This window comes from Kosakonia sp. 1610 (assembly GCF_050435845.1).
Taxonomy (GTDB): Bacteria; Pseudomonadota; Gammaproteobacteria; order Enterobacterales; family Enterobacteriaceae; genus Kosakonia; species Kosakonia cowanii.
Genome location: NZ_JBNDKZ010000001.1, coordinates 539,474 through 561,127, shown reverse-complemented (window position 1 = coordinate 561,127; position 21,654 = coordinate 539,474). Strand labels below are relative to the sequence as shown.

Genomic DNA, 21,654 nt, shown 5'->3' with positions numbered 1-21,654 from the left:
ATTATAAACCCTTGACCTGTTTTCGCCAGTGCGTTCATGGCAAACAGGTATGAAAATGGCGACGAGTGATGCTCCTTCATGACAACAGATGTAATCCTAACGCCCCGGTTTAATCTCCAGGATTCCTCGCAAAAGCCTCAAAAGAGGCTTATGACCGTTTAGCGGGTAAGCGGAAGTTTAAATTTTCGACATTTACGGTGTGCTGATCGACGCGGTCGATATCAACGGAGCTTTGACCGTTCTCATTTACTGCGTGAATATTCGCCATCGACAGCAGGGTCTCATTTTTCGCCATAAAACGGCCACGCACATCTTTGCGCAGGTCGAAGTTGAGCTTCAGCGCCGGGCCTACGGACGCATCCTGCGTAATGTGGATATTACGCAGGAAGAGGTGCTGCGGCTTATTGTGCAGCTCAAGGGTAGCCTGCTGCATCTTGATGTTGGTGATGGCGACAAACGAGGTCGCGTTACCGGAGGAGACCTGGATACCGCGCAGCTTATATTTACTGCTGCTGTTATCCTGCTGAATATCGTTAAGTTTGAAATTTTGCGGGATGGATAAATAATCGCCTTTAATCACGCCGTAACCAATCAGCATGCCGGCACTATTTTCCATGGTGACATTATCGATAACGAAATTATCACAGCCATAAATAGCCACCGTAGCGTTATCAATCCCCGCTTTTTTACTGAAGTCCGGCGTAATGTTTTTCGCTTTGATATTGCGAATAACAAAATGTTTACCGTTTTCCACATGCACCAGCTGGCGGCAATTACTGCCGGTGATATTTGCCACGACAAAGTTTTTCACCGACTGATCTTCCGGGTAGTTATTGTCATAGGTGCTGCCCGCTAACCCGATGCCAATCCCCCAGTTAATTTTGCCGTTGGTGCAGTTAATATTGTCGATCACATGATCGGAGATAAGGATATTGCGGTCATTGATTGCCACGTTCCACTCAATGGCATCGCCCTGCAGATCGCTAAAACGGCTATGGGTAATGCGCGCGCCATCCAGCTGGTTATGGAAGCCCTGGCGTAAAATGCCGTAGTTGGCTTTGCTGATGTTGATGTTATCAATCACCAGATTGCGCATCACGCGCTTCTCTTTACCCCCGATGTAGATCTGCATTACCGGGCCATAACCACTCATGCTGACACCTTTAATGGTGCAGTCCGAGCCGCGTACATCCAGCATAACGTTATAGAGGCTGCCGCCCTGCTCGCCGATAACCTTACTGCCGTCCTGCAGGACAAGACGTCCACGTCCGCTGCCTTTTAACGCCCCGCGCACCAGCAGCGTTTTACCGGCGGGAATGAAAATACCGGTATTGATGTTTTCGCACACCAGCCCGGCAGGCACCTCCACCGTCTGCGCGTCGGCAAAGGCCTTATTGAGCGCAGCTGGCCAGTCATTGTGGTTGTAATCGCTTAACTTCACCGTGTCACTGCGCCCAAGGGCACGCGCGGCAGGCATATGCAGCAAGGGAAGCGCCGCCAGCGCAGAGCCGGCGGTCAGGAAGGATCGGCGCGTCAGCGCGGTTGAGCGTCGTTTCGCAGTCATAAAGCCTCTCATCAAAGCGTTTGCAGCAGACTGGCCAGTTGCTGGTTGATAATCGTTTGATTAAAGTCCGTTTCAACTTTCTCCCGGGCGCGGGTCACCACCGGCGTAAGCTCCTCACTCGCCATCTGACCAAAGGAGGCCAGACGTTCAGCCAGCGCTTCGGCGTCGTTTTCCGGCACCAGCCAGCCGGATCGTCCGGCGTCGATCAGTTCCGGAATACCGCTGTGAACGGTTGAGACCACGGGGATGCCAACTGCCATCGCCTCCATCAGCGCGACCGGGATACCTTCCATATCGCCATCGGTGCCGGTAATAGAGGGGAGTAGAAAGACATCCGCCTCATCGAGCAGCGCTTTTACTTCATGGCTTGGCTTAAAGCCGGGCATCTCAATCACATCCTCAAGCTGGAACTGCTCTATCAGGGTGCGCAAACGGCGCTCCCAGGGGCCGATGCCCAGAATGCGGTATTTGAACGCCACACCGCGCGCTTTCAATAAGCGGCAGGCTTCGATGGCAACATGCAGCCCTTTTTTCTCCGTTAAACGCGCAACAGAGATAATTTGCAGCGGACGGCCAGGCGATTTCACTTCACGCAGGCTAAAGCGCGTCATATCGACGCCCATACGCGAGACGGCAATCTTATTCTGCGGACAGCCCATGGTGAGCAGCCGCCCGGCCCACAGATCGCTTATCGGCAGCATCAAATCGCCGCGCTTAAAGAGCTGTTGATACTCCGGGGTGTAGTGCGTAAGCACATCGCGGTGCGAGATATCGATCCCGTGAAAGACGGTGGCGATCTTGCCTTTCAGCACGCCAAGTTCGCGCAGTTTCGCCGCGGTGACGCCCGCCGGGCCAAAGTGGGCGATAAAAACATCGGCGGTAAAAGTTTGCGGTGCCAGACCACAAATCGCTGGCAGGATCAGGTTGCGCGCCTCATCACCGTAACGGGAGAGGTTGAGCGCTTTCCAGGTCGACGGCTTAAACATGCCGCGGGCGATGGCCTGCCCGCGATAGCCCAGCTTCGCCAGTTTCCCTTCCGGCTCCGCCAGCAGCCAGTGCGTCTTCTCCGCCAGCTTATATTCACTGTACGCGGCGTGAGTATTGTTCATATCGCCCTTGTGCAGGGCGACGATCTCAACCTCAAATCCCATATTGATAAAGGCAACAATCTGGTTGAGGACAAACGTTTCGGACGAGAGAGGAAATTTCAGCAAAAAGAAGCCGACTTTCATTTCACCCCCTGCACGCGCTCGAGCACCGATTGCACCATCTTGATGCCCTGCTCGCGCTCGGCCGCCACCGCCGTTGCCAGCCGTGCGTTGATCGCCGGCAACTGGCCCAACGTATCTGCCGCCATTGACGCCAGCGAACCGTCAAGCAGATGGCGAATATCCACCGCCATCTCCGGCATGCCGAGCTGCTGCATGATCCCCGCTGACTTGTGTTCGTAGTTAATGGCAATCGCAGGCGTGCCGAAGTTCATGGAGATGATCGCAGAGTGCAGGCGCGTACCGATGGTTAAATCGCATGCGGCGAGGATTTTGCCCATCTCCAGATCGTTCAGCTCATCCATCACCACGTGGTAGTGGGAAGGATCCTGAATATGCTGGCGCAGGTTAAGCGCCACCATGCGGTCATCTTTGTTATAGCTGTCGATACCGGTACAGGTAGAGAGCGCAATCACCTGATAACCGGCGTCAATCACGCGGTTGACGACATCCGCAAAGGCCTTTTCATACGCCTGCTGGGTGGTGCCAAGGCGTTTATCAAACGGCGCCAGTTCACGCAGGGTAATGGCAACGGTCTTCTCTTTTGCCGCCAGGTCCAGCCAGTGCTGAACGGCATAGCTGGCGGTGAAATCCTCCTGATGGTGATCCACCAGCCAGGCGGTATCGACACCCTGCTCCACTTTATCGGTGGTGATGCCGCTCTGCTTCATCAGATTGAGGCTGACATGCTCGCGCAGGATCAGCGCATCGCAATGGCCGAAGACGTAGTTCGCCAGCTTGTTGAAGTCGTCGTTCTGGAACGGCCCGACGCTGTGACCAATCATAAACAGCGGCTTTTTCGCCATAAAGGTGCAGAGCGCATGTTCAAACTGCGGCACACCGTAGAGATCGACAAAGAAAGAGCCGCCAACCTGGATAATCGCATCGTAATCCGCCAGACGGCGCACAAAATCGGTAAACCCCTGAGCGATGGCGATATTGCGCAGTTTGCCGGTATCGGTCACGCGGGAGAGCAGCACCTGGTGCTGGTAGCGACGGCGCAGCACTTTCTTCACGCGCCCCATCAGGCCAGCGGCGTTGTTGTGCGCTTTCATCTGGCTGTAGAGCGGGTCGCCCATCACCGGGCGATTGAGTAACCAGGAGGAGCTGACCGGATAGCGGCTCATCACATCCACTTCCGCCTCAGGATTCAGGCGGGAAATAGCGTCCAACAATCCACGTAAAATTGCGCTGTCACCACGGTTGCCGCATGTGTGATTGCCAAGGATCAATAATTTCATAACGACCTCATAAAGGGGTTCAATAAGGTTTCTTATCCTGCGCGAAGCAGTGTTTTCAATTTCTCGTTGCGGCAAAACTGACGCTTCATCTCCACCACCAGCGCGTTACGCGACAAAATCAGCATAATGGCGAAGGCGATGGCACCCGCAGCAACCTGAATCGCCAGCATGGCGGCAAGCGGCAGATGGCCGTTCAGCGCCAGGCCGAGGCCATAACTGACCACCAGCGTTGGCAGCGACAGGTAGAACGGCAGCCACAGGCTGAGGATGTACTGGCGGTAGCTCGAACCGAGCACCGGTTTAATCATCACGAAGTAGCTCAGAATGGTGTTGATAATCTGCACCAGCAGGAAGCCAAGCGTAACGCCCAGCGCACCGGCCATATGGCCGCCAATAATGATCGCCGGAATAAAAAGAAACGTTTTAAAGACGTTGAATTTAAAGCTGATATCGACTCGTGCTTTCGCCATCAGCAGCGAACCGATCGGGTTACCGACCGCGCGCAGCAGACCAACGATGCACAGCAGTTGCAGGATCGGAATGATGCTGTTCCACTTCTCGCCAAACACCAGCGGCACAAAGTTATTCGACACCACCATCAGCCCGAGCAGGATCGGGAAGTTGATAATTCCCACCACCGACAGCAGCTTGTAGAAGTTCAGGCGCAGCTTCTCAGTGTCATCCTGGATCTTGGCGAACGCCGGGAAGAGCACGCGGGTAATGATCGGGTTCAGCTTCATCGGCGGCACTACCGCCACGTTGTAGGCGAGGTTGTATCCCCCGGCAACGCTCGCACCGAGGATACGCGCCAGCACCAGCGTAGAGAGGTTAGTGTTCACATAGTTGATGATGCTGTCTGCGGTCAGCCACGCGCCAAAACGCAGGTTAGAGCTGACGGAAGCCAGGGAGAAGTGCAGACCGGGGCGGTAGATCTTGCGGCCAAAATAGCCGAACAGCAGCGTACGCACGGCGCTGTTAACCAGATAACCGAGGATCGCGGTCATCGCCAGCGGCCAGAAGAAGGCGCTGATCACCGTAAAGCTGAAGCCCGCCATCACCGACAGGGTTTCAATCGCACCAATCTTGTTGAACTCCAGCTCTTTTTGCATCAGCGCGCGGAACTGCTGCCCGTGCGGGATCACTACAAACGCCACCGACAGGGTTTTGATCAGCGGTGCCAGATCCGGGTTGTTCAGCACGTCAGCAATCATGTTGCTCAAGGAGAAGACCGCGATGCAGACCACAATCCCCAGCCCGACGTTGAGCCAGTAGAGGGTGGTCAACTCAAGGTGGCTGATCTCCTTGCGCTGAATAATCGAGTTAGCAATACCAAAATCCGACAACGTATCTGCCAGCGCAATAATCACCAGCGAGACGGTCAGCAGACCGAACTGGTGATTATCGATAATGCGCGCCAGCACCGTCATCTGCACCAGCCCCAGACCGATAATGGTCAGAGTGGCCATGGCTGACCACTTTGCTCCGCTGATGGTTTTTTCTCTCAGGCTCATGACCTTTCCTTAATACGCCGCTTTGTTGACAAAGCCTTTAAAGATGGTCAGAAAAACGATCTTGATATCGAACCACAGGCTCCATTCGCGGATGTACTCCAGATCGAACTCAATGCGTTTTTCCATTTTTTCCAGCGTGTCGGTCTCGCCGCGCCAGCCGTTAATCTGCGCCCAGCCGGTAATGCCCGGTTTCACTTTATGGCGCAGCATGTAGCCCTCAATCAGCGCACGATACTGCTCGTTATGCGCAACGGCGTGAGGACGCGGGCCAACAATCGACATCCCGCCGGTGAGCACGTTGATAAACTGCGGCAGCTCATCAAGGGAGGTGCGGCGCAGGAAGCTGCCCACTTTGGTGACGCGCGGGTCGTTCTGCGTCGCCTGGGTCACCACGTTGTCGTTCTCCATCACCTTCATAGAGCGGAACTTCCACACTTTGATCGGCTTACCATCCATGCCGTAGCGCGTCTGGCGGAAAATGATCGGCCCCGGCGAACTCATCTTCACCGCCACAGAGATGGCCAGCAGCACCGGCGAAATCAGCAGCAGAATCAGCGACGAGAGCACAATGTCTTCCAGGCGTTTCAGGATGCGGTTGACCCCGGAGAGCGGCGTGTCATACAGCGGCACAATCGGAACGCCATTCACCTCTTCAATACGTGAATGCAGGATGTTGAAGGTGAAGACATCCGGGATCAGGATCACCGAACAGGTGGTATCCGCGAGATCGCGCACCAGTTTTTTGATGCAAACGGCGTCATTCATCGACATCGCAATGTAGACATTATGGATCTTGCCGCTGCGGGCATCTTCAACCAGTTGTTCGAGGTTGCCCGCCCAGCCGGTGTCGATGCCGCCCGGTTTCGGATCGTAATAGACCCCGACCACATCGAAGCCCAGCCACGGTTCATTGCGGAAACCGTCAAGCAGCGCCTGCCCCATCGGCATATCACCGGCCACGGCAACGCGACGGGTGTTATACCCAAGATTGCGCAGCCAGCCGGCACCGAAGCGGATCACCGCCCGGCTAAACATCAGACCGAGGCTGGTTAACAGATACCAGGTGAAATAGAGCGAGAAAGTGTTATCAAAGTCTGTGTTGAACGACATCAAACCGGCGCTGAAGATGATACTTAGCGTCCAGTTCTGCAACAGCAGCGTCAATTCGGTCATCATTCTGACGCCGCGCCAGGAGCGGTAGAAATCGGTCATGCCGCCGATCATCTGGAATACTACCAGCGTGGTCAGCGCCATCAGCAGATGCATGTAGAAAAATGGCAACGCATTGACTTTGCACACCAGCCACAACCCAGCGAACATAATGGTGATGTCTGAGAATCGCTGCACGATAGAGATTAACGATGCATTCGTTTTGGCCCGGTCGCGCTTTTTTAGATTTGTCATCGTTGTACCTGCCTGTTTGCCCTCCTCCCCTCATGGGGAGGAGAACGACTAAGAGTTACTGATTCAACAGCGCCAGAATTTCCTGCGTTCGCGCCTCCATCAACGCCACGTCGTGTCGGGATTCGACATTCAGACGCACCACCGGCTCGGTGTTGGAGGAGCGCAGGTTAAAGCGCCAGTCGGCAAAGGCGATGCTGATGCCGTCGGTGTAATCCACCTCCAGCGCGTCCGGCGCGTAGCGATCTTCAACGCGTTTGATGGCGCTAACCGGATCCGCCAGCTTGCTGTTGATCTCGCCGCTCGCCGGGAAGGCCACCATGCGATCGCCCACCAGCTCGGCCAGGGTTTTGCCTTTCAGGCACAGCAGCTCAGTCACCAACAGCCACGGGATCATGCCACTGTCGCAGTAGGCGAAATCGCGGAAGTAGTGGTGCGCGCTCATCTCGCCGCCGTAAATGGCGTCCTCTTCGCGCATGCGCTCTTTGATGAAAGCGTGGCCGGTTTTTGACATCACCGGCGTACCGCCTGCGCGGCCAACCACATCAACCGTGTTCCAGGAGAGACGCGGATCGTGAATGATTTTCGCGCCGGGGTGTTTTTCGAGAAACGCTTCTGCCAGCAGGCCAACGATGTAGTAGCCCTCAATAAACTGGCCCTTATCATCGAACAGGAAGCAGCGGTCGAAGTCGCCGTCGAAGGCGATGCCCATATCCGCCTGGTGCTCAATCACCGCATTGCGGGTATCGTCGCGGCACTCCGGCAGCAGCGGGTTAGGAATACCGTGCGGGAAGGTGCCATCCGGCTCGTTGTGCACTTTGATAAAGCTCACCGGCACATTCAGCGCCTTGAAGCGCGCTTCGATGGCGTCGATCACCGGGCCTGCCGCGCCGTTACCGGAGTTGATCACCAGTTTCAGCGGTTTGAGGTTAGCGGTGTTGATGTAGCCAAGCAGATGGTCGATATAGTCATCGCGCAGGGAGATTTGCTTGTAGCTGCCGCGTTTTTCCGGGTTAACCGGCGGGAAGTCGTTGGCTTCCGCCAGACGCTGCACGTCGCGCAGGCCGGTGTCGCCGCTGATCGGGCGCGCGCCTTTGCGCACCAGTTTCATGCCGTTGTAGTCCATCGGGTTGTGGCTGGCGGTCACTTCGATACCGCCGTCAACGCCGAGATGGAAGGTGGCGAAATAGATCTCTTCGGTACCGGACAAACCGATATCCAGCACATCAACGCCAGCGTCCTGCAACCCTTTGGCTAACGCCAGCTTCAGCGATTCGCTGGTCTGGCGCACATCACCGCCGAGCACAATGGTCTGCGGCTTCAGGTACTCCCCGTAGGCGCGGCCAATACGCCAGGCTATATCTTCATTGAGTTCTTCGCCCAGCTTTCCGCGAATATCGTAAGCTTTAAAACAGGTTAATTTTTCCATCATTACCTCTTCTTCAGGCAACAGTCAGCCTTGACCGCAACTGGCCACATAAATGTTATCAATAGTTGTTCTGGCCGAACCCGCGCGCGGCGGGTCGGCAGTGGGCGTTAAATACGCCCGTAACGATCGGCGAAGCGCACAATGTCATCCTCTTCCAGGTACGAACCGGAGCGTACCTCAATCAGGTCGAGAGGGATCTTGCCCGGGTTTTCCAGGCAGTGGCGCGCGCCGAGCGGAATATAGATAGATTCGTTTTCGCCCAGCAGTTTGACTTCATCATCGATGGTGACTTTTGCCGTTCCGGCCACCACCACCCAGTGCTCGGCGCGGTGGTGGTGCATCTGCACCGACAGCCCCTCGCCCGGTTTCACGGTGATGCGTTTCACCTGGTAGCGATCGCCTGCGTCGATGGAGTCATATTTACCCCATGGGCGGTAAACTTCGCGGTGAATATGGTGCTCGTGACGCCCTTCGGCTTTGATCTTCTCGACCACCTTTTTCACGTCCTGCACCGCATTACGGTCGGCAATCAGCACGGCGTCTTTGGTCTGCACAACCACCAAATCTTTTACGCCAACGGTGGTCACGAGACCGGATTCGGCATAGACGTAGCTGTTTTCGGTTTTGTGGCTGATCACATCGCCGTGGTGCACGTTGCCTTCCGGCGTCTGCTGGCTGATCTCCCACAGCGAAGACCAGGAGCCAACATCGCTCCATCCTGCGTCCATCGGTACCACAACTGCATCGGCAGTGCGTTCCATCACCGCGTAGTCGATAGACTCTTCCGGGCAGGCGAGGAACGCCTCTTCATCGACGCGGATAAAGTCCATATCCGGGTCGGTGGCATCCATAGCCTTTTCACAGGCTTCGAGAATGTCCGGACGATATTTTTGCAGCTCTTCCAGGTAGCGACCGGCGCTGAACAGGAACATGCCGCTGTTCCAGTAGTATTCGCCGCTGGCGACGTACCCCTGCGCGGTTTCCAGGTTCGGTTTTTCAACAAACTGCGCTACTTCAAACGCCACAGTATCAACCTGGCCTGGGCTGACTTCGCCGCGGCGGATGTAGCCGTAACCGGTTTCGGGCATATCCGGCACGATACCGAAGGTGACCAGTTTGCCCGCCTCGGCATACGGCATGGCATTACGTACTGAAGTACGGAACGCCTCTTCATCCTGAATAACATGGTCCGCTGCCAGCACCAGCATCAGCGGATCGCTATCCGGGTTGTGGCGTTTGACCGCCAGCGCCGCCAGCGCAATCGCCGGTGCGGTGTTGCGGCCTGCCGGTTCAAGAATGATGTTCTCCGTCAGCTTGTTAAGCTGGCGCAGCTGTTCTGCGACGATAAAACGGTGCTGCTCGTTACAAATCACCACCGGGCTTTCGCACTCAACGCCGTTCAGGCGGCAGACGGTGGTCTGCAACATGGTGAGATCGCCCTTCAGGCAGAGAAACTGTTTAGGGTAAAGCACGCGGGAAAGCGGCCACAGACGGCTGCCGGAGCCACCGGCCATTACGACCGGATAGAGTTGCGTTTGACTCATGATTTATCCCCATTGCCGTCGAAATTGAGACGCGCCTCATGCGCCGCGCCATCGTGGGCGGCTGCGGGCGTCGCGGATTTCTCCGGGCTGATATCTGCAATAAACTGGCTTAACACGTTCTCTTTTTCGAGCGTGCGTTCGGCATATTCACGTGCCACCGTGTTGTTTGTGGGCAGCGCTAACGCGCGTTCAATGCCCGAGGTCAGCGCATCGACCGATTCCGGTTCGACGCAGACCGCAATGCCAGGCTCATTCAGGCAGAGCTGGCCAAGTTCGGTACTCTCTTCGGCGGTGATCACCGCATTGCCGCCCACCGCCAGAATGTTGGTCAGCTTGGAGGGCAATACCGCATCCGCCGCGCCGCGCTTCTGGATAACCAGGTGGCAATCGCCGAGCGCGAGCAGGGCAGGCAGCGCTTCATAAGGCTGCAACGGGAAGAATTTCACATTGTCGAGGCCGCGCTCGCTGACCATTTTCTCCAGCCGCGCTTTGCCCCCGCCCTGCCCGACGATGGCGAACAGCCACGGATGGCCCTTCAGTCGCGCAGCGGCTTCAATCACATTTTCTAATCCCTGCTTCTCACCGATATTGCCGGAGTAAAGAATGATTTTTTTGTCATCCGGCAGACCGAGGTCGCGGCGTAACTGCGCAACGCTTGCCGCGTCGACATCACGAAAACGCGCCACTTCGGACCAGTTCGGGAAGAAGATAATCTTGTCGGCTGACACGCCCTTTTCACGCGCTTTGTTCATCATCGAGCGGGAGATGGTGGAGACGTTGTCAACGTTATGCAGATTGCTGCGTTCAAACGCGGCCGCCATTTTTGCCACCAGGCCGCCTTTACCTTTGCCCGCCATGCCTAACCCGAGCATGGCGTCCACTTCATAATCCTGGATATGCAGCAGCGTGCGGGCGCCGCTCAGTTTTGCCAGCAGGCGCATACCCGGCGTGCAAAACAGCGTCGGCACCACGCCGATGATGCGATCCGGCTTCCAGCTGCGCTGGGCCATCAGCGGGAAAAAGCTGCTGACGGCAAAGCTGCCTAAGTGCAGCAGACGCTTGATGGTCGATGGCTGCTTCGGCACGTAGAGCGGGCAGCGCCACACCGTGGCGGCGCCCTGCTCTTTACGCCAGCGCCAGGCACTGTAAGGGTGCCCGACTTTCCACTCCGGGTAGTACGGCGGCGCAGTGATGACGCGAACGTCATGGCCCTGACGGGCCATCCACTCCACCATTTCGCCGGTGTACTTACCGATCCCGGTCAGTTCCGGCGAATAGTTGATGCCATAAACCAGGATTTTCATAAGCCCGGCACTCCCTGCGCGTCGAGGAAATAGGCGCGGCTGTTGTCATGCACCAGCGGGTCGGCAATCAACGCCTCCGGCGAAACCCAGCGATAGTCATCGTGCTGCTCCGTTGGCAGGGCGAGGGTCTCCTCGTCCACGCGCAGACGGAAGCCAAGCACGATGTAGTGGGTCGTAAAATCGGGGCCGGAGAAGTTATCGTCATAGAAGTGCTGCCAGACGCCGTAAAACTCACCTGCCGACATCGGCAGGCGCAGTCCCAGTTCCGCCTGAGTCAGCCGCTCGAAAGCGGCTGCCAGCGGCTCGTCCTTTTGCACGCGTCCGCCCGGCACGAACCAGTATCCCTGGGCCGGACGGTTAGTGCGTTTGCCGAGTAAAAACTCGCCGCGTGAGTTCTCCACGATCAGATCGATGGAGATCAGCGGGGTGGAACGCACCACCGTGGCAAAATCTTCATGACTTAAAAACATGCTTACCCCCGGAACCGGTGCTGGTTTTCAAGGAACCACTGGTAGGTGCTTGCCAGCCCCGCTTCCAGTGAGATCTCGTGATACCAGCCCAGTTGATGCAAACGGGTCACATCCAGCAGCTTACGCGGCGTACCGTCCGGCTTGGTGGCGTCAAACACCACGCGGCCTTTGTAGCCCACAACGCTTGCAACCGTCTGCGCCAGTTCGCGAATGGTGCAGTCAACGCCGGTACCGACGTTGATATGCGACAGCATCGGTTCGGTATTCTCCTGCCACACTTCGCGCGCCAGCTCCTGCACATGAATGCTGGCTGCTGCCATATCATCCACATGGAGGAATTCACGCATCGGCGTGCCGCTGCCCCACACCACCACGTCTGCCGCATTCTCCTGAGTCGCTTCATGGAAACGACGCAGCAGCGCAGGAATAACGTGCGAGTTGCTCGGGTGGAAGTTGTCGTGCGGACCATACAGGTTTGTCGGCATCACCGAGCGGTAGTCGCGGTCATACTGGCGGTTATAGGATTCGCACAGTTTGATCCCGGCGATTTTGGCAATCGCGTACGGCTCGTTCGTCGGCTCCAGCGTCCCTTGCAGCAGCTCGCTTTCAGCAATCGGCTGCTTCGCCAGTTTCGGGTAGATGCAGGACGAACCGAGGAACAACAGCTTGTTCACGTCGTGCTTGTGCGCCGAGTGAATGATGTTGCTCTCAATCATCATATTTTCGTAGATGAAGTCCGCCGGGTAGGTATTGTTCGCCACAATACCGCCCACTTTCGCTGCTGCCAGGTAGACCTGGTCAATACGTTCGCTGGCGAAAAACGCGTCCACCGCTGCGGCATCTAACAGGTTCAGCTCTTCGCGCGAGCGCAGCACCAGTTCGATATCCGCACGCTGTTCGAGCTGCCGTACGATGGCTGACCCCACCATCCCGCGATGGCCAGCCACAAAAACACGTTGTTTGGTCATGCTCAGGACTCCAGCGCGATGGCAACCTCGTAACCGTGGGCCTTAAGCAGTGAGTGTTTTTTCGCTGCTTCCAGATCTTTTGCCACCATTTCGGAGACCATCTCCTGCAGGGTGGTTTCCGGTTTCCAGCCCAGTTTTTCGTGCGCTTTGGTCGGGTCGCCCAGCAGGGTTTCCACTTCAGCAGGACGGAAGTAACGCGGGTCAACGGCAACAATCACATCACCCGGTTTCACGCCCGGCGCATCGTGGCCAGTTACGGAAACAACGATACCCTTCTCTTCTACGCCGGTGCCTTCGAAGCGCAGTTTGATACCCAGCTGAGCGGCAGCCATTTCCACGAACTGACGTACGGAGTACTGCACGCCGGTCGCGATAACGAAGTCTTCCGGCTGTTCCTGCTGCAGCATCATCCACTGCATTTTCACGTAGTCTTTGGCATGGCCCCAGTCACGCAGGGAGTCCATGTTGCCGAGGTAGAGGCAGGATTCCAGGCCCTGAGCGATGTTGGCAATCGCGCGGGTGATTTTACGGGTTACGAAGGTTTCGCCGCGACGCGGGGATTCGTGGTTGAACAGGATGCCGTTACAGGCGTACATGCCGTAGGATTCACGGTAGTTCACGGTGATCCAGTAAGCGTACAGTTTGGCAACGGCATACGGAGAGCGCGGGTAGAACGGCGTAGTCTCTTTCTGCGGGGTTTCCTGCACCAGGCCATACAGCTCAGAGGTGGATGCCTGATAGAAACGGGTTTTCTTCTCCAGACCCAGGAAGCGGATCGCTTCCAGCAGACGCAGCGTACCCATGGCGTCGACATCAGCGGTGTATTCCGGGGATTCGAAGGAGACCGCAACGTGGCTCATCGCGCCCAGGTTGTACACTTCATCCGGCTGCACTTCCTGCAGGATACGGGTCAGGTTGGACGTATCGGTCAGATCGCCGTAGTGCAGGTGGAATTTCGGGTTGCTTGTGTGCGGATCCTGATAAATGTGATCAACACGCTCAGTATTGAAAGAGGAAGCGCGGCGTTTGATGCCGTGAACTTCGTAACCCTTTTCCAGAAGCAGTTCTGCCAGATAAGAGCCATCTTGCCCGGTAACGCCGGTGATGAGAGCGACTTTAGACATAATTTATTTTCCTCAATGTTCCCTGTTAGGGAGTTACCTTTTCAACGCGTTCGCGCGTTACCACTGCGGGATTGCCCCGACAAATCGCATTTGCCGGTAGCGATTTAAAAACACTGCTGCGCGCACCGACGACCGTGCCGTCGCCGATAGAAACGCCGGGAGCAACAAACACATCCGTCGCCAGCCAGCACTTCTCGCCAATCACGATGGGCGTCGCGTTAATATCGAAATGCGCGCTCATATAGTCGTGACTGCCGGTGCACAAATAACACTTCTGTGACACCACAGAATTTGCGCCGATGGTGATGTCGCCGAGCGTATATAACACCGCGTCATCCCCCACCCAGCTGTAATCACCCAGGGTTAATTTCCATGGGTAGGTAATTTTGACCGAAGGTCGAATCACCACGCCTTTACCTACCTTTGCGCCGAACAGGCGTAATAAGAAGGCGCGCCAGCGATAAAGCACCTGCGGAGACCAGGCAAATAATGTCGCCTGTACCGCCCACCACAGTTGAACCTTAATAGCGTTCCCGCCCCGAAAGCCTTTCGGCACGGAGAATCCGTTTAAATCTTGCATATTCTTTCCTTATGTCCGGGCGTTACGCTTTGTTATATAAAGCCTTTGCTTTACCCGTCGTCCGTAAACGCAACATATAGGATAATTCTGCCCAGAAGCCCGGGACGTGTAATATCATGCGCTGAACTTTACGGGCGTCTTGACATAATTCGAGATTATTAGAAGTGGATACACCGCCCATCGAAAATTCAGATACCAGCCCTTTCAGACGCTTAAACGGAAAGCCCGCTTTAAACATTCTGGCCGCTAACGCGTAATCGGATGAGACTTTAAATTGCAGATCGTAGGGGTACGTTTTTAACCCGTGCACCGGGAAAAAGATGGCCTGATGGCTGGCCGGCAGGCTGTGATAAATATACCAGCCGCTTTTCGCATTGCGGCGCAGCTTGCTGCCGTCGCCGAAATCAAGCAGCGCATCGCCGATATACATCGCGGTCTCTTTCGCTTCGCTTAACTGGCGAACAACATCGACGATCTCTTCATGGAAAATATCGCCAGAATTAAGAAATATCGCAAAACGTCCTGAAGCCATATCGATGCCTTTATTCATGGCATCATAAATACCTTTATCGCGTTCGCTTATAAAACGTAGATTATATTGCCCATTGAGGCTTTTCAGAAAATCCTCAGTGCCGTCCTGTGAACCGCCGTCAACCACAATCCACTCGAACTCGATATCTTGCGCTTTCGCCAGGTGAGCCAGCGACTGCCAGGTCTTCATCACACCTTCATAATTGCGAAACGCGACAGTAATAACACTAAGCAGCATGTGACCCACCTTCTCATGAACTGACAATATTCAACGCTTTACGAAGAATAAATGGACAAACAATTAAGAATGCATATTCCGGACTAAAAATTGACCCCGTAAAAAACAACGAGATCGGGGTAAACAAGAAAAGTTGAACGCGAAAATTCTGATTGTTGCCAAAAGCATTCATCGTCATTTTAGCGACTTTAAACATGTACCATCCGGTCAGTATTACCGCTAACCATGAAAAATAAATGATCAGCAGATACAACCCATTGTCTATTGTTTTCCCGACGTCTGCACCGTTAAAGATTCCGAATGATGCGACATATTCATAAAGTGAGCCGAATCTTACTACGCCATCAATATTGGTCAGCGAATATCCAACCATCACAAGCGGACCGATAATTCTGTAATAAGAGGAGGAGCCTTCCGTTCCCAAATCGCCAATACGCGTTGCAATATAAGGAAAAGCAAATACGAGGCCCACGACAAACACCGCAAGTGAAATAATTGCCAGCGGTAATTTCTTCTGAATCGCCTCTTTATTGAGATACTGGAACGCCCATTCCAGCAGGTAAAACATGATAAATGTCATTACCCCGGAGAACGATCCTGAGAGAACTATCCCTGCCAGAATCATAGCATCGGTCTTCGGCGTTTTGATACCAAACTGTTTGATGCTGAGCCAAATTGAGATTAACGCCAGAGCGAAGAATGCCGGTTCGAAATAGAGCGCCGTGGTTCGCTTACCGCCGAACTTGATAAAATTCAGCACGTAACTGTTGCTGTAAATAAGATATTTCGAAATTATTTCCATCAAACTACTGCCGCCAGTAAGAATGATCTGAGCCATCTCCATTGCTGCCAGCGTGACAATTAATGCCACCACCATATAGAAAAATCTCAAAATCTTTCGGTAGTTATGCGGCGAGATCGTTTTGAAGCGAATACTCCATACCATGCCAATAATGATCACGATGTAAACAAACAGCATTGTCGACGTGACATATTTACTGGCATCCAGCGACTTACCGAAAATAAAGTTGAAGAGCGTTAATCCTGCACCGAGCATCAGCGCTAACATCAATTTTTTCAGGTTGATGCGCTCAACGTAGAGCAGCAGCATCACCGGTAAAAAGGTCACAATCGTGATCGGGAAGCTCTCACCGAGCTGGAATAATTTCACGTTGACCAGCAGGTAGATCAACGGCAGCAGCAGATAGCTACAGACTCTGATAGAACGAGACATACTCCTCCAGCATCTGATGACCGCTATAGGCCTGGCGGCTGCGCGCGCGAAACGCGTCAAGGCTCTCGCCAAACACCGCCTGGGCGATTTCTGCTTTATGGCACTGCACCAGCGGCAGCACCTCCTCTTCACTGAAGGTCTTCCCGCCCGACTTTTGCAGCACTTCACGCGCCGCATCGCTGTGGGTGGCAATCACCGGCACGCCGATAGAGAGGGCTTCGCAGAGGATCAGCGGGTAGTTATCGACGCGCGAACTAAAGACCAGCGCATCCATCTCATTGAGCTCGCTCATCAATTTACGCTTATCGGTGAGGAAACCGTGGTTAACCACCTGCGGCCCCTCAAACGGAGAGAATTTACCGAAGGTGTGCAGCTCGACGCGATCTTCAAGCGCCATAATGTCGCGCACCAGCTTTTGGTTGGTTTTACCGTCGTAGCGTAAATCGTGGGCGACGATAGCGATCTTCGGTTTCCCCTGCGTCACTTTGACCGGCGCGAGCTGGGCGAGGATCTCTTCTGTCGCGACATCAATACCGTTGTTGATAATCTGGCAACGGCCAGCGCCATACAGACTGTTAAAGGCGTCAGCCACATGCTGGCTTGGGGAGATAAACTGGCAGCCCAGTGACAGCATGGTGTTAAACAGCTGGCGCTTGCGGCCCACTAACTGATGCGCGCGATCGATTTTGACCGGCGGATAGTTACTCAGCGTCGGGCACTTCTGGCAGTTGCTCTTCCACCCTTCGCAGCCGTCGGTAAAGGCACAGCGGCCGGTGACGCTCCAGTGGTCGTGCAGCGTCCAGACGAAGGTGACGTCCGGCTTGTGCGCTTTTACGCGCTGGCAAAATGCCACCAGATCCTCAAGGTTGAGCCAGTAGCTGTGCATCACATGAAAATGGAGCACCAGCGGCCCTTCGCTGCGGGTCACGTTGCGATAAAGATTATTGAGATTGCCGAAAACATCGCGGTTAAAGAGGCGGAACAGCGCCAGGTTGGCAATCGAGGTCAGACGTGGCGTCTGTTTATAGACGTTCTGATAGTTGTCATGGCTGACACTCTTTTTGCCGCCTTTACCGTAGCCATAAATAAAGCGCGACTGATAACCCTGCTGCAGTGCCCGCTGGTGGAGATCCAGCGCAACACCCGCAGCACCGCCCTCTGCGAGGCGTACGTTAAACTGCAAAATATTCATTTAATCACCTTCACGCGCGCTTTTTCACCCACCACCAGCGCGTTGTCCGGCACACTGTCGAGCACCACGCTGCCTGCGCCGATGGTGACATTGTTGCCAATGGTGATATCGCCAATCATCACCACATTCGCACCCAGCTCAACGCCGTTGCCGATGACCGGACAGGCCAGGCTGTCGGCACCGCGGTTGCCGATGGTCACACCATGGCGAATGGTAAAATCATCACCCGCTACGACATTTTTATTAATCACCACTGCATAACCGTGGTGAATGGTAAAACGTCGACCGATAGTTGCTGCCGCCTGTATCTCATAGCCAAACAGGCATTCGGTGATAAAGCGGTAGAGCAGAATGACCGGCGCGGCCCAGATATTGTTAATCACATGCTTTTTGCGCCACACCGAGCAGAAGTGCGCGATACGGTAGGCGGCAACCATGCAGCACGGGCGCAAATTCCAGTGGTTTGCGCGAAAATCTTCCAGTCGCATTATTTACCCCGCAGCCCATCAGCCAGACGTTTGCCGTTGCGCACGGAAAAGAGCGTCAGCAGCGTGCGCCAGTTCATCCGCTTGTTGCGGATCTGGTAGAGGGTGAAGAGTTGGTACTTCTTGCTGGCACGGTCGAACTTATCTTTGTGCTTGCGATAGAAGTGGAAGTAGCCGGAGAACTTCTTCGGTGAAGAGGTGATCTGCATCTCGCCGTGGTTGATATGCAGGATCTGCGTCGCCTCTTCAATTTTGAACGGCTCGCCATACTCGGTCACCATGCGCAGGAAGATGTCGTAATCCTGGGCGGCTTTCAGTTGGGTATCAAACAGCGACTCTTTAAACCGCCACGCCCAGGTGAAGACCTGGTTGCCGACGATATTACGTTTGTAGAAGAGTTTGCGGGAGAACGGCGATTTCGGGTAGAGCGGCAGGCTCGCCGGCTGCGCGTAGACTTCGCCCTGGCACACATAATCATTGGCGTAGAGAAACGCGCGGGTATTAAGCAGATGTTTATGGGCGAGGAAGACCGATAAGCGGTTTGGCGTCCACTCATCATCGTCATCGATACCGGTAATGTATTGTCCGCGCGCCTGCAGAATAGCCTGGTTGCGCACGGCGCAGGCACCGGAGTTGAAGTCGTTGCGCGTATAGCTGACGCGCGGGTCGCCCAGCTCATCAACAAACTGCTGCAGCTGATCGAACGACGCGGAGCAGTCATCAACGATGATCATTTCCCAGTGCGGGTAATCCTGGCGCAGCACCGATTTAATGGCGCGGATGGCCAGCTGCTGACGGTTCCAGGTAGGCATATAAATTGAAATTAATGGGTTTGCTGTTGTGCTCATGATGCGATCCCTAATGCGTTCAACATGCCGCTTTTCGCCCTCGCTTACGCCCTCCCCCCGTTAAGGGGAAGGGCGAAGCACGCTGAGGGTAGAGGTATAAGTCTTGTTATTTCGAGTCGGACTTGTATTCGTACTCGTAGTAGCCGTAATCCTGATAGCCGGTTGCGCGGCGGAAGATGGAGTTCAGGATGACGCCTTTTACCTGGATGCCGTTCTGCTCGAAGCGGCTCAGGCTGGTCTGGATCTCTTTCAGGGTGTTGACCGCGTAACGCGCCACCATCAGCGTGGTGCCTGCGTGGCGACCTACTACAGCCGCATCGGTCACCGCGAGGATTGGCGGGGTATCGATCAGTACCAGATCGTAGTTTTTGCTCGCCCAATCAATTAGCTGGGTAAAGCGTTCGCTCATCAGCAGCTCAGAAGGGTTAGGCGGCACCTGACCGCGTGGAACCAGGTCGAAGTTACTGATAGAGGTCGGCTTCGCGCAGCTCTCGATGGTGCCCTTCCCTGCCAGCACATCTGACAGACCGTTGATATTGTCGGTACCCAGCAGTTCGTGGGTGTAGCCTTTACGCATATCACAGTCGATCAGCAGCACGCGCTTGTTGGTCTGGCTGATAACCGCCGCAAGGTTGGCACAGACAAAGGTTTTACCGATGGAGGGGCTGACCCCGGTCATCATCAACACATTGTTGTTGGCCTGCATCATGGCGAAGTGGAGACTGGTACGCAGGCTGCGAACCGCTTCAATCGCCAGGTCGGTCGGGTTACCCACTGCCAGCAGTTGGCTCTGCTTGAAGCGGCGTGAGCCTTTGGCGACTTGCGCGTTATCACGCTCCTTCTGCCACTCGGAGAGCGGGATGCTGGCATAGACGCTGATACCGTGCTCTTCCAGCACCTGCGGGCTTTCGATACCGCGGTTGAAGAGGGAACGCAGCAGCACGCCAACGACGGAGATAATCAGACCGAAAATAATGCTGCCGAGAATAATCAGCGCTTTTTTCGGCTTCAGCACGCCAGGCTGGGTGATCGCCGGGTCAACGATGCGCACATCGCCCACGGTGCTCGCCTGAGTGATACGCAACTCCTGCTGTTTGTTCAGCAGTTGCATATAGACCTGCTGACCAGATTCAACGTCGCGGGTCAGGCGCACAATTTCCTGCTGCGTCTGCGGCATAGCCGTGATGCGTTTATTGAGCTTCGCCTTCTCATCTTCCAGCGCCTGGCGTTTCTCCAGCAGCGTGCGGTACGCCGGGTGCGCTTTAGTGTAGAGCTTGGAGATCTCCGCTTCTTTGAAGGTCAGTTCGTTCAACTGCGCATCAATGTTGACCACCGAGTCGAGCACCGATTTGGCTTCGAGCGGCAGGTCGACGGAGTCTTTCGTCTGGCGATAGGCGTTGAGCTTATCTTCCGCGACATCGAGGTTGTGACGCACTTCCGGTAGCTGCTTATCAAGGAAGATCAGGCTTTTTGCCGCCTCTTCCGATTTGCGCTCAATATTCTGCTCAAGGTAGTTGCGGGTGATGCTGTTGAGAATGGCACGGATCTGATCGCGATCTTCGCCGGTGTAGCTGAGGCTCAGCACGCCGGTGTCTTTACCGTTCTCCACAACCGTCAGGTTGTTTTGCAGATTGTTGATCATGCCAAGGGTCGAGAACTTGGTGACGGTAAACTCGCTGTCGTCAGAGGCCTGAATCGCGCTCACCATCATGGTGACGCCCTCTTTGCTCAACGGTTTGCCCACTTCACCGCGCGCTTCAAACCCGCCGTCGCTGCTCAGCAGATAAGTTTTCGGGCTCAGCACTTTAAGAGTGAAGGTCTGATCCGCCCACCCTTTCGGCAGTTCGAATGAGGTGACCTTAACGGTCTCATTCTGCCGTCCCATCAGGCGATCCCAGCCAGCACCAAACAGCGGGAAGGTGTTTTTCACCACCGAGATGTCGAGGTCGAGATCGTCAACGGTTTTGCCCAGTACCAGGCGGGACTGGATCAGCTGAATTTCAGCTTCTGACGCCGGCGGTTTGTTACTCAGCGCGCTGTTAATATCCTGCACCAGCGAACTGCCGGTATTCTGCTCGATCTGCACCAGCGCATCGGCGCTGTAAATGGGCGTGGCGAACATGCAGTAAACGAGCGCGGCGAGGGCAAATAGCGCGGTAATGCCCAGCACCCACCAGCGAGCCTCAATGATTGTGCCGAGCAGACGGCCAATATCGATTTCGTCATTGCCCACTGCCGACGTAGCAGAATGCGAATGGTGTGTTTTCTCTGTCATTATTATCCCTGCTGAGCTTGCAATGCCTGCGCCCAAAGGCGGGCAGACTGGTCAAGTAAGGTGTAAACGGCTTCAAAAGCTTCGCGACTTTTGCGATACGGATCGGGGATCTCCCGTTCGTTATCCCAGTGGCCAAACAACATGACCTTTCCACGCATCTCGGGGGTAAGTTCGCACAAGCGGGAGATGTGTCGCTTCTCCATGACCAGAATCAGATCGAATTCGCGACACAATTTCCCTGAGATCTGGCGTGCGACATGCCCATCCAGCGAGAGTTGGTTATCTGCCGCCACGGCCGTGGCGTTGGCATCTGCGCTGTGCCCGACCAGTGCGCCCAACCCGGCGGACTCAACCGTGAGCCCGGGGTGGTATTTTTTCAGTAGCCGCTCTGCTGTCGGGGAACGACAAATGTTCCCCACACAAACCACCAGAATTTTGTTGAACATG

At 55.2% G+C, this 21,654-nt stretch carries 19 protein-coding genes; all 19 read right to left on the bottom strand.

Annotation, left to right across the window (positions count from 1 at the left end; genetic code table 11):
• Positions 1–148: 148 nt before the first annotated feature.
• The 19 genes from wcaM to wzb all read right to left on the bottom strand — a co-directional run bounded on the left by wcaM (position 149) and on the right by wzb (position 21,653).
• Entirely contained in the window at positions 149–1,564 is a 1,416-nt protein-coding gene (gene wcaM / locus ABIC80_RS02535; protein ID WP_200133842.1) for a colanic acid biosynthesis protein WcaM, read from the bottom strand.
• An 11-nt stretch (positions 1,565–1,575) separates the two neighbouring features.
• Positions 1,576–2,796 (bottom strand): colanic acid biosynthesis glycosyltransferase WcaL, encoded by a 1,221-nt coding sequence (wcaL, locus tag ABIC80_RS02530; protein ID WP_042716162.1) that lies wholly within the window; start codon positions 2,794–2,796, stop codon positions 1,576–1,578.
• Complete coding sequence (gene wcaK / locus ABIC80_RS02525; protein WP_429175304.1) at positions 2,793–4,073, bottom strand: colanic acid biosynthesis pyruvyl transferase WcaK; 1,281 nt, start codon at positions 4,071–4,073, stop codon at positions 2,793–2,795. Before wcaK ends, wcaL begins: the two co-directional genes overlap by 4 nt.
• A 32-nt stretch (positions 4,074–4,105) precedes the next feature.
• On the bottom strand, positions 4,106–5,584 hold the full coding sequence (gene wzxC, locus ABIC80_RS02520) for a colanic acid undecaprenyl disphosphate flippase WzxC (RefSeq protein ID WP_124967870.1): 1,479 nt from the start codon (positions 5,582–5,584) through the stop codon (positions 4,106–4,108).
• A 9-nt stretch (positions 5,585–5,593) separates the two neighbouring features.
• Positions 5,594–6,988, bottom strand: coding sequence for an undecaprenyl-phosphate glucose phosphotransferase (gene wcaJ / locus ABIC80_RS02515; RefSeq protein ID WP_263754368.1), 1,395 nt, complete (start codon positions 6,986–6,988; stop codon positions 5,594–5,596).
• Positions 6,989–7,043: 55 nt separating this feature from the next.
• Positions 7,044–8,414, bottom strand: a complete 1,371-nt coding sequence (gene cpsG / locus ABIC80_RS02510; protein WP_023479224.1) for a colanic acid biosynthesis phosphomannomutase CpsG — start codon at positions 8,412–8,414, stop codon at positions 7,044–7,046.
• A gap of 107 nt (positions 8,415–8,521) precedes the next feature.
• Positions 8,522–9,958 carry a mannose-1-phosphate guanyltransferase gene (gene cpsB / locus ABIC80_RS02505; RefSeq protein WP_054803225.1) on the bottom strand — a complete coding sequence of 479 codons (1,437 nt, stop codon included), beginning with the start codon at positions 9,956–9,958 and terminating at the stop codon, positions 8,522–8,524.
• On the bottom strand, positions 9,955–11,262 hold the full coding sequence (wcaI, locus tag ABIC80_RS02500; protein WP_305208102.1) for a colanic acid biosynthesis fucosyltransferase WcaI: 1,308 nt from the start codon (positions 11,260–11,262) through the stop codon (positions 9,955–9,957). Before wcaI ends, cpsB begins: the two co-directional genes overlap by 4 nt.
• On the bottom strand, positions 11,259–11,732 hold the full coding sequence (locus tag ABIC80_RS02495; RefSeq protein WP_023479130.1) for a GDP-mannose mannosyl hydrolase: 474 nt from the start codon (positions 11,730–11,732) through the stop codon (positions 11,259–11,261). The genes wcaI and ABIC80_RS02495 overlap by 4 nt, the downstream gene beginning before the upstream one ends.
• Before the next feature lie 2 nt (positions 11,733–11,734).
• Complete coding sequence (gene fcl, locus ABIC80_RS02490) at positions 11,735–12,700, bottom strand: GDP-L-fucose synthase (protein ID WP_023479152.1); 966 nt, start codon at positions 12,698–12,700, stop codon at positions 11,735–11,737.
• Positions 12,701–12,702: 2 nt separating this feature from the next.
• Complete coding sequence (gmd, locus tag ABIC80_RS02485) at positions 12,703–13,824, bottom strand: GDP-mannose 4,6-dehydratase (RefSeq protein WP_023479093.1); 1,122 nt, start codon at positions 13,822–13,824, stop codon at positions 12,703–12,705.
• A gap of 25 nt (positions 13,825–13,849) precedes the next feature.
• Positions 13,850–14,404: a colanic acid biosynthesis acetyltransferase WcaF gene (gene wcaF, locus ABIC80_RS02480; protein ID WP_042712841.1), complete on the bottom strand. Its 555-nt coding sequence runs from the start codon at positions 14,402–14,404 to the stop codon at positions 13,850–13,852.
• Positions 14,405–14,426: 22 nt separating this feature from the next.
• On the bottom strand, positions 14,427–15,173 hold the full coding sequence (wcaE, locus tag ABIC80_RS02475; protein ID WP_023479138.1) for a colanic acid biosynthesis glycosyltransferase WcaE: 747 nt from the start codon (positions 15,171–15,173) through the stop codon (positions 14,427–14,429).
• A 13-nt stretch (positions 15,174–15,186) separates the two neighbouring features.
• A complete protein-coding gene (gene wcaD / locus ABIC80_RS02470) occupies positions 15,187–16,407 on the bottom strand; it encodes a colanic acid polymerase WcaD (protein WP_076770131.1) in 1,221 nt (406 codons plus the stop codon).
• A complete protein-coding gene (gene wcaC / locus ABIC80_RS02465) occupies positions 16,382–17,599 on the bottom strand; it encodes a colanic acid biosynthesis glycosyltransferase WcaC (RefSeq protein WP_054803227.1) in 1,218 nt (405 codons plus the stop codon). The genes wcaD and wcaC overlap by 26 nt, the downstream gene beginning before the upstream one ends.
• Positions 17,596–18,087: a colanic acid biosynthesis acetyltransferase WcaB gene (gene wcaB, locus ABIC80_RS02460; RefSeq protein WP_023479173.1), complete on the bottom strand. Its 492-nt coding sequence runs from the start codon at positions 18,085–18,087 to the stop codon at positions 17,596–17,598. Before wcaB ends, wcaC begins: the two co-directional genes overlap by 4 nt.
• Entirely contained in the window at positions 18,087–18,932 is an 846-nt protein-coding gene (gene wcaA / locus ABIC80_RS02455; RefSeq protein WP_054803228.1) for a colanic acid biosynthesis glycosyltransferase WcaA, read from the bottom strand. The genes wcaB and wcaA overlap by 1 nt, the downstream gene beginning before the upstream one ends.
• Before the next feature lie 106 nt (positions 18,933–19,038).
• Positions 19,039–21,207, bottom strand: coding sequence for a tyrosine-protein kinase Wzc (gene wzc, locus ABIC80_RS02450; RefSeq protein ID WP_263754363.1), 2,169 nt, complete (start codon positions 21,205–21,207; stop codon positions 19,039–19,041).
• Between the two features lie 2 nt (positions 21,208–21,209).
• Complete coding sequence (gene wzb, locus ABIC80_RS02445; protein WP_023479231.1) at positions 21,210–21,653, bottom strand: low molecular weight protein-tyrosine-phosphatase Wzb; 444 nt, start codon at positions 21,651–21,653, stop codon at positions 21,210–21,212.
• Position 21,654 lies beyond the last annotated feature (1 nt).

Coding starts and splice junctions, on each gene's coding strand:
- wcaM (WP_200133842.1), bottom strand. CDS start 1,564: ATGACTGCGAAACGACGCTCAACCGCGCTGACGCGCCGATCCTTCCTG.
- wcaL (WP_042716162.1), bottom strand. CDS start 2,796: ATGAAAGTCGGCTTCTTTTTGCTGAAATTTCCTCTCTCGTCCGAAACG.
- wcaK (WP_429175304.1), bottom strand. CDS start 4,073: ATGAAATTATTGATCCTTGGCAATCACACATGCGGCAACCGTGGTGAC.
- wzxC (WP_124967870.1), bottom strand. CDS start 5,584: ATGAGCCTGAGAGAAAAAACCATCAGCGGAGCAAAGTGGTCAGCCATG.
- wcaJ (WP_263754368.1), bottom strand. CDS start 6,988: ATGACAAATCTAAAAAAGCGCGACCGGGCCAAAACGAATGCATCGTTA.
- cpsG (WP_023479224.1), bottom strand. CDS start 8,414: ATGGAAAAATTAACCTGTTTTAAAGCTTACGATATTCGCGGAAAGCTG.
- cpsB (WP_054803225.1), bottom strand. CDS start 9,958: ATGAGTCAAACGCAACTCTATCCGGTCGTAATGGCCGGTGGCTCCGGC.
- wcaI (WP_305208102.1), bottom strand. CDS start 11,262: ATGAAAATCCTGGTTTATGGCATCAACTATTCGCCGGAACTGACCGGG.
- ABIC80_RS02495 (WP_023479130.1), bottom strand. CDS start 11,732: ATGTTTTTAAGTCATGAAGATTTTGCCACGGTGGTGCGTTCCACCCCG.
- fcl (WP_023479152.1), bottom strand. CDS start 12,700: ATGACCAAACAACGTGTTTTTGTGGCTGGCCATCGCGGGATGGTGGGG.
- gmd (WP_023479093.1), bottom strand. CDS start 13,824: ATGTCTAAAGTCGCTCTCATCACCGGCGTTACCGGGCAAGATGGCTCT.
- wcaF (WP_042712841.1), bottom strand. CDS start 14,404: ATGCAAGATTTAAACGGATTCTCCGTGCCGAAAGGCTTTCGGGGCGGG.
- wcaE (WP_023479138.1), bottom strand. CDS start 15,173: ATGCTGCTTAGTGTTATTACTGTCGCGTTTCGCAATTATGAAGGTGTG.
- wcaD (WP_076770131.1), bottom strand. CDS start 16,407: ATGTCTCGTTCTATCAGAGTCTGTAGCTATCTGCTGCTGCCGTTGATC.
- wcaC (WP_054803227.1), bottom strand. CDS start 17,599: ATGAATATTTTGCAGTTTAACGTACGCCTCGCAGAGGGCGGTGCTGCG.
- wcaB (WP_023479173.1), bottom strand. CDS start 18,087: ATGCGACTGGAAGATTTTCGCGCAAACCACTGGAATTTGCGCCCGTGC.
- wcaA (WP_054803228.1), bottom strand. CDS start 18,932: ATGAGCACAACAGCAAACCCATTAATTTCAATTTATATGCCTACCTGG.
- wzc (WP_263754363.1), bottom strand. CDS start 21,207: ATGACAGAGAAAACACACCATTCGCATTCTGCTACGTCGGCAGTGGGC.
- wzb (WP_023479231.1), bottom strand. CDS start 21,653: ATGTTCAACAAAATTCTGGTGGTTTGTGTGGGGAACATTTGTCGTTCC.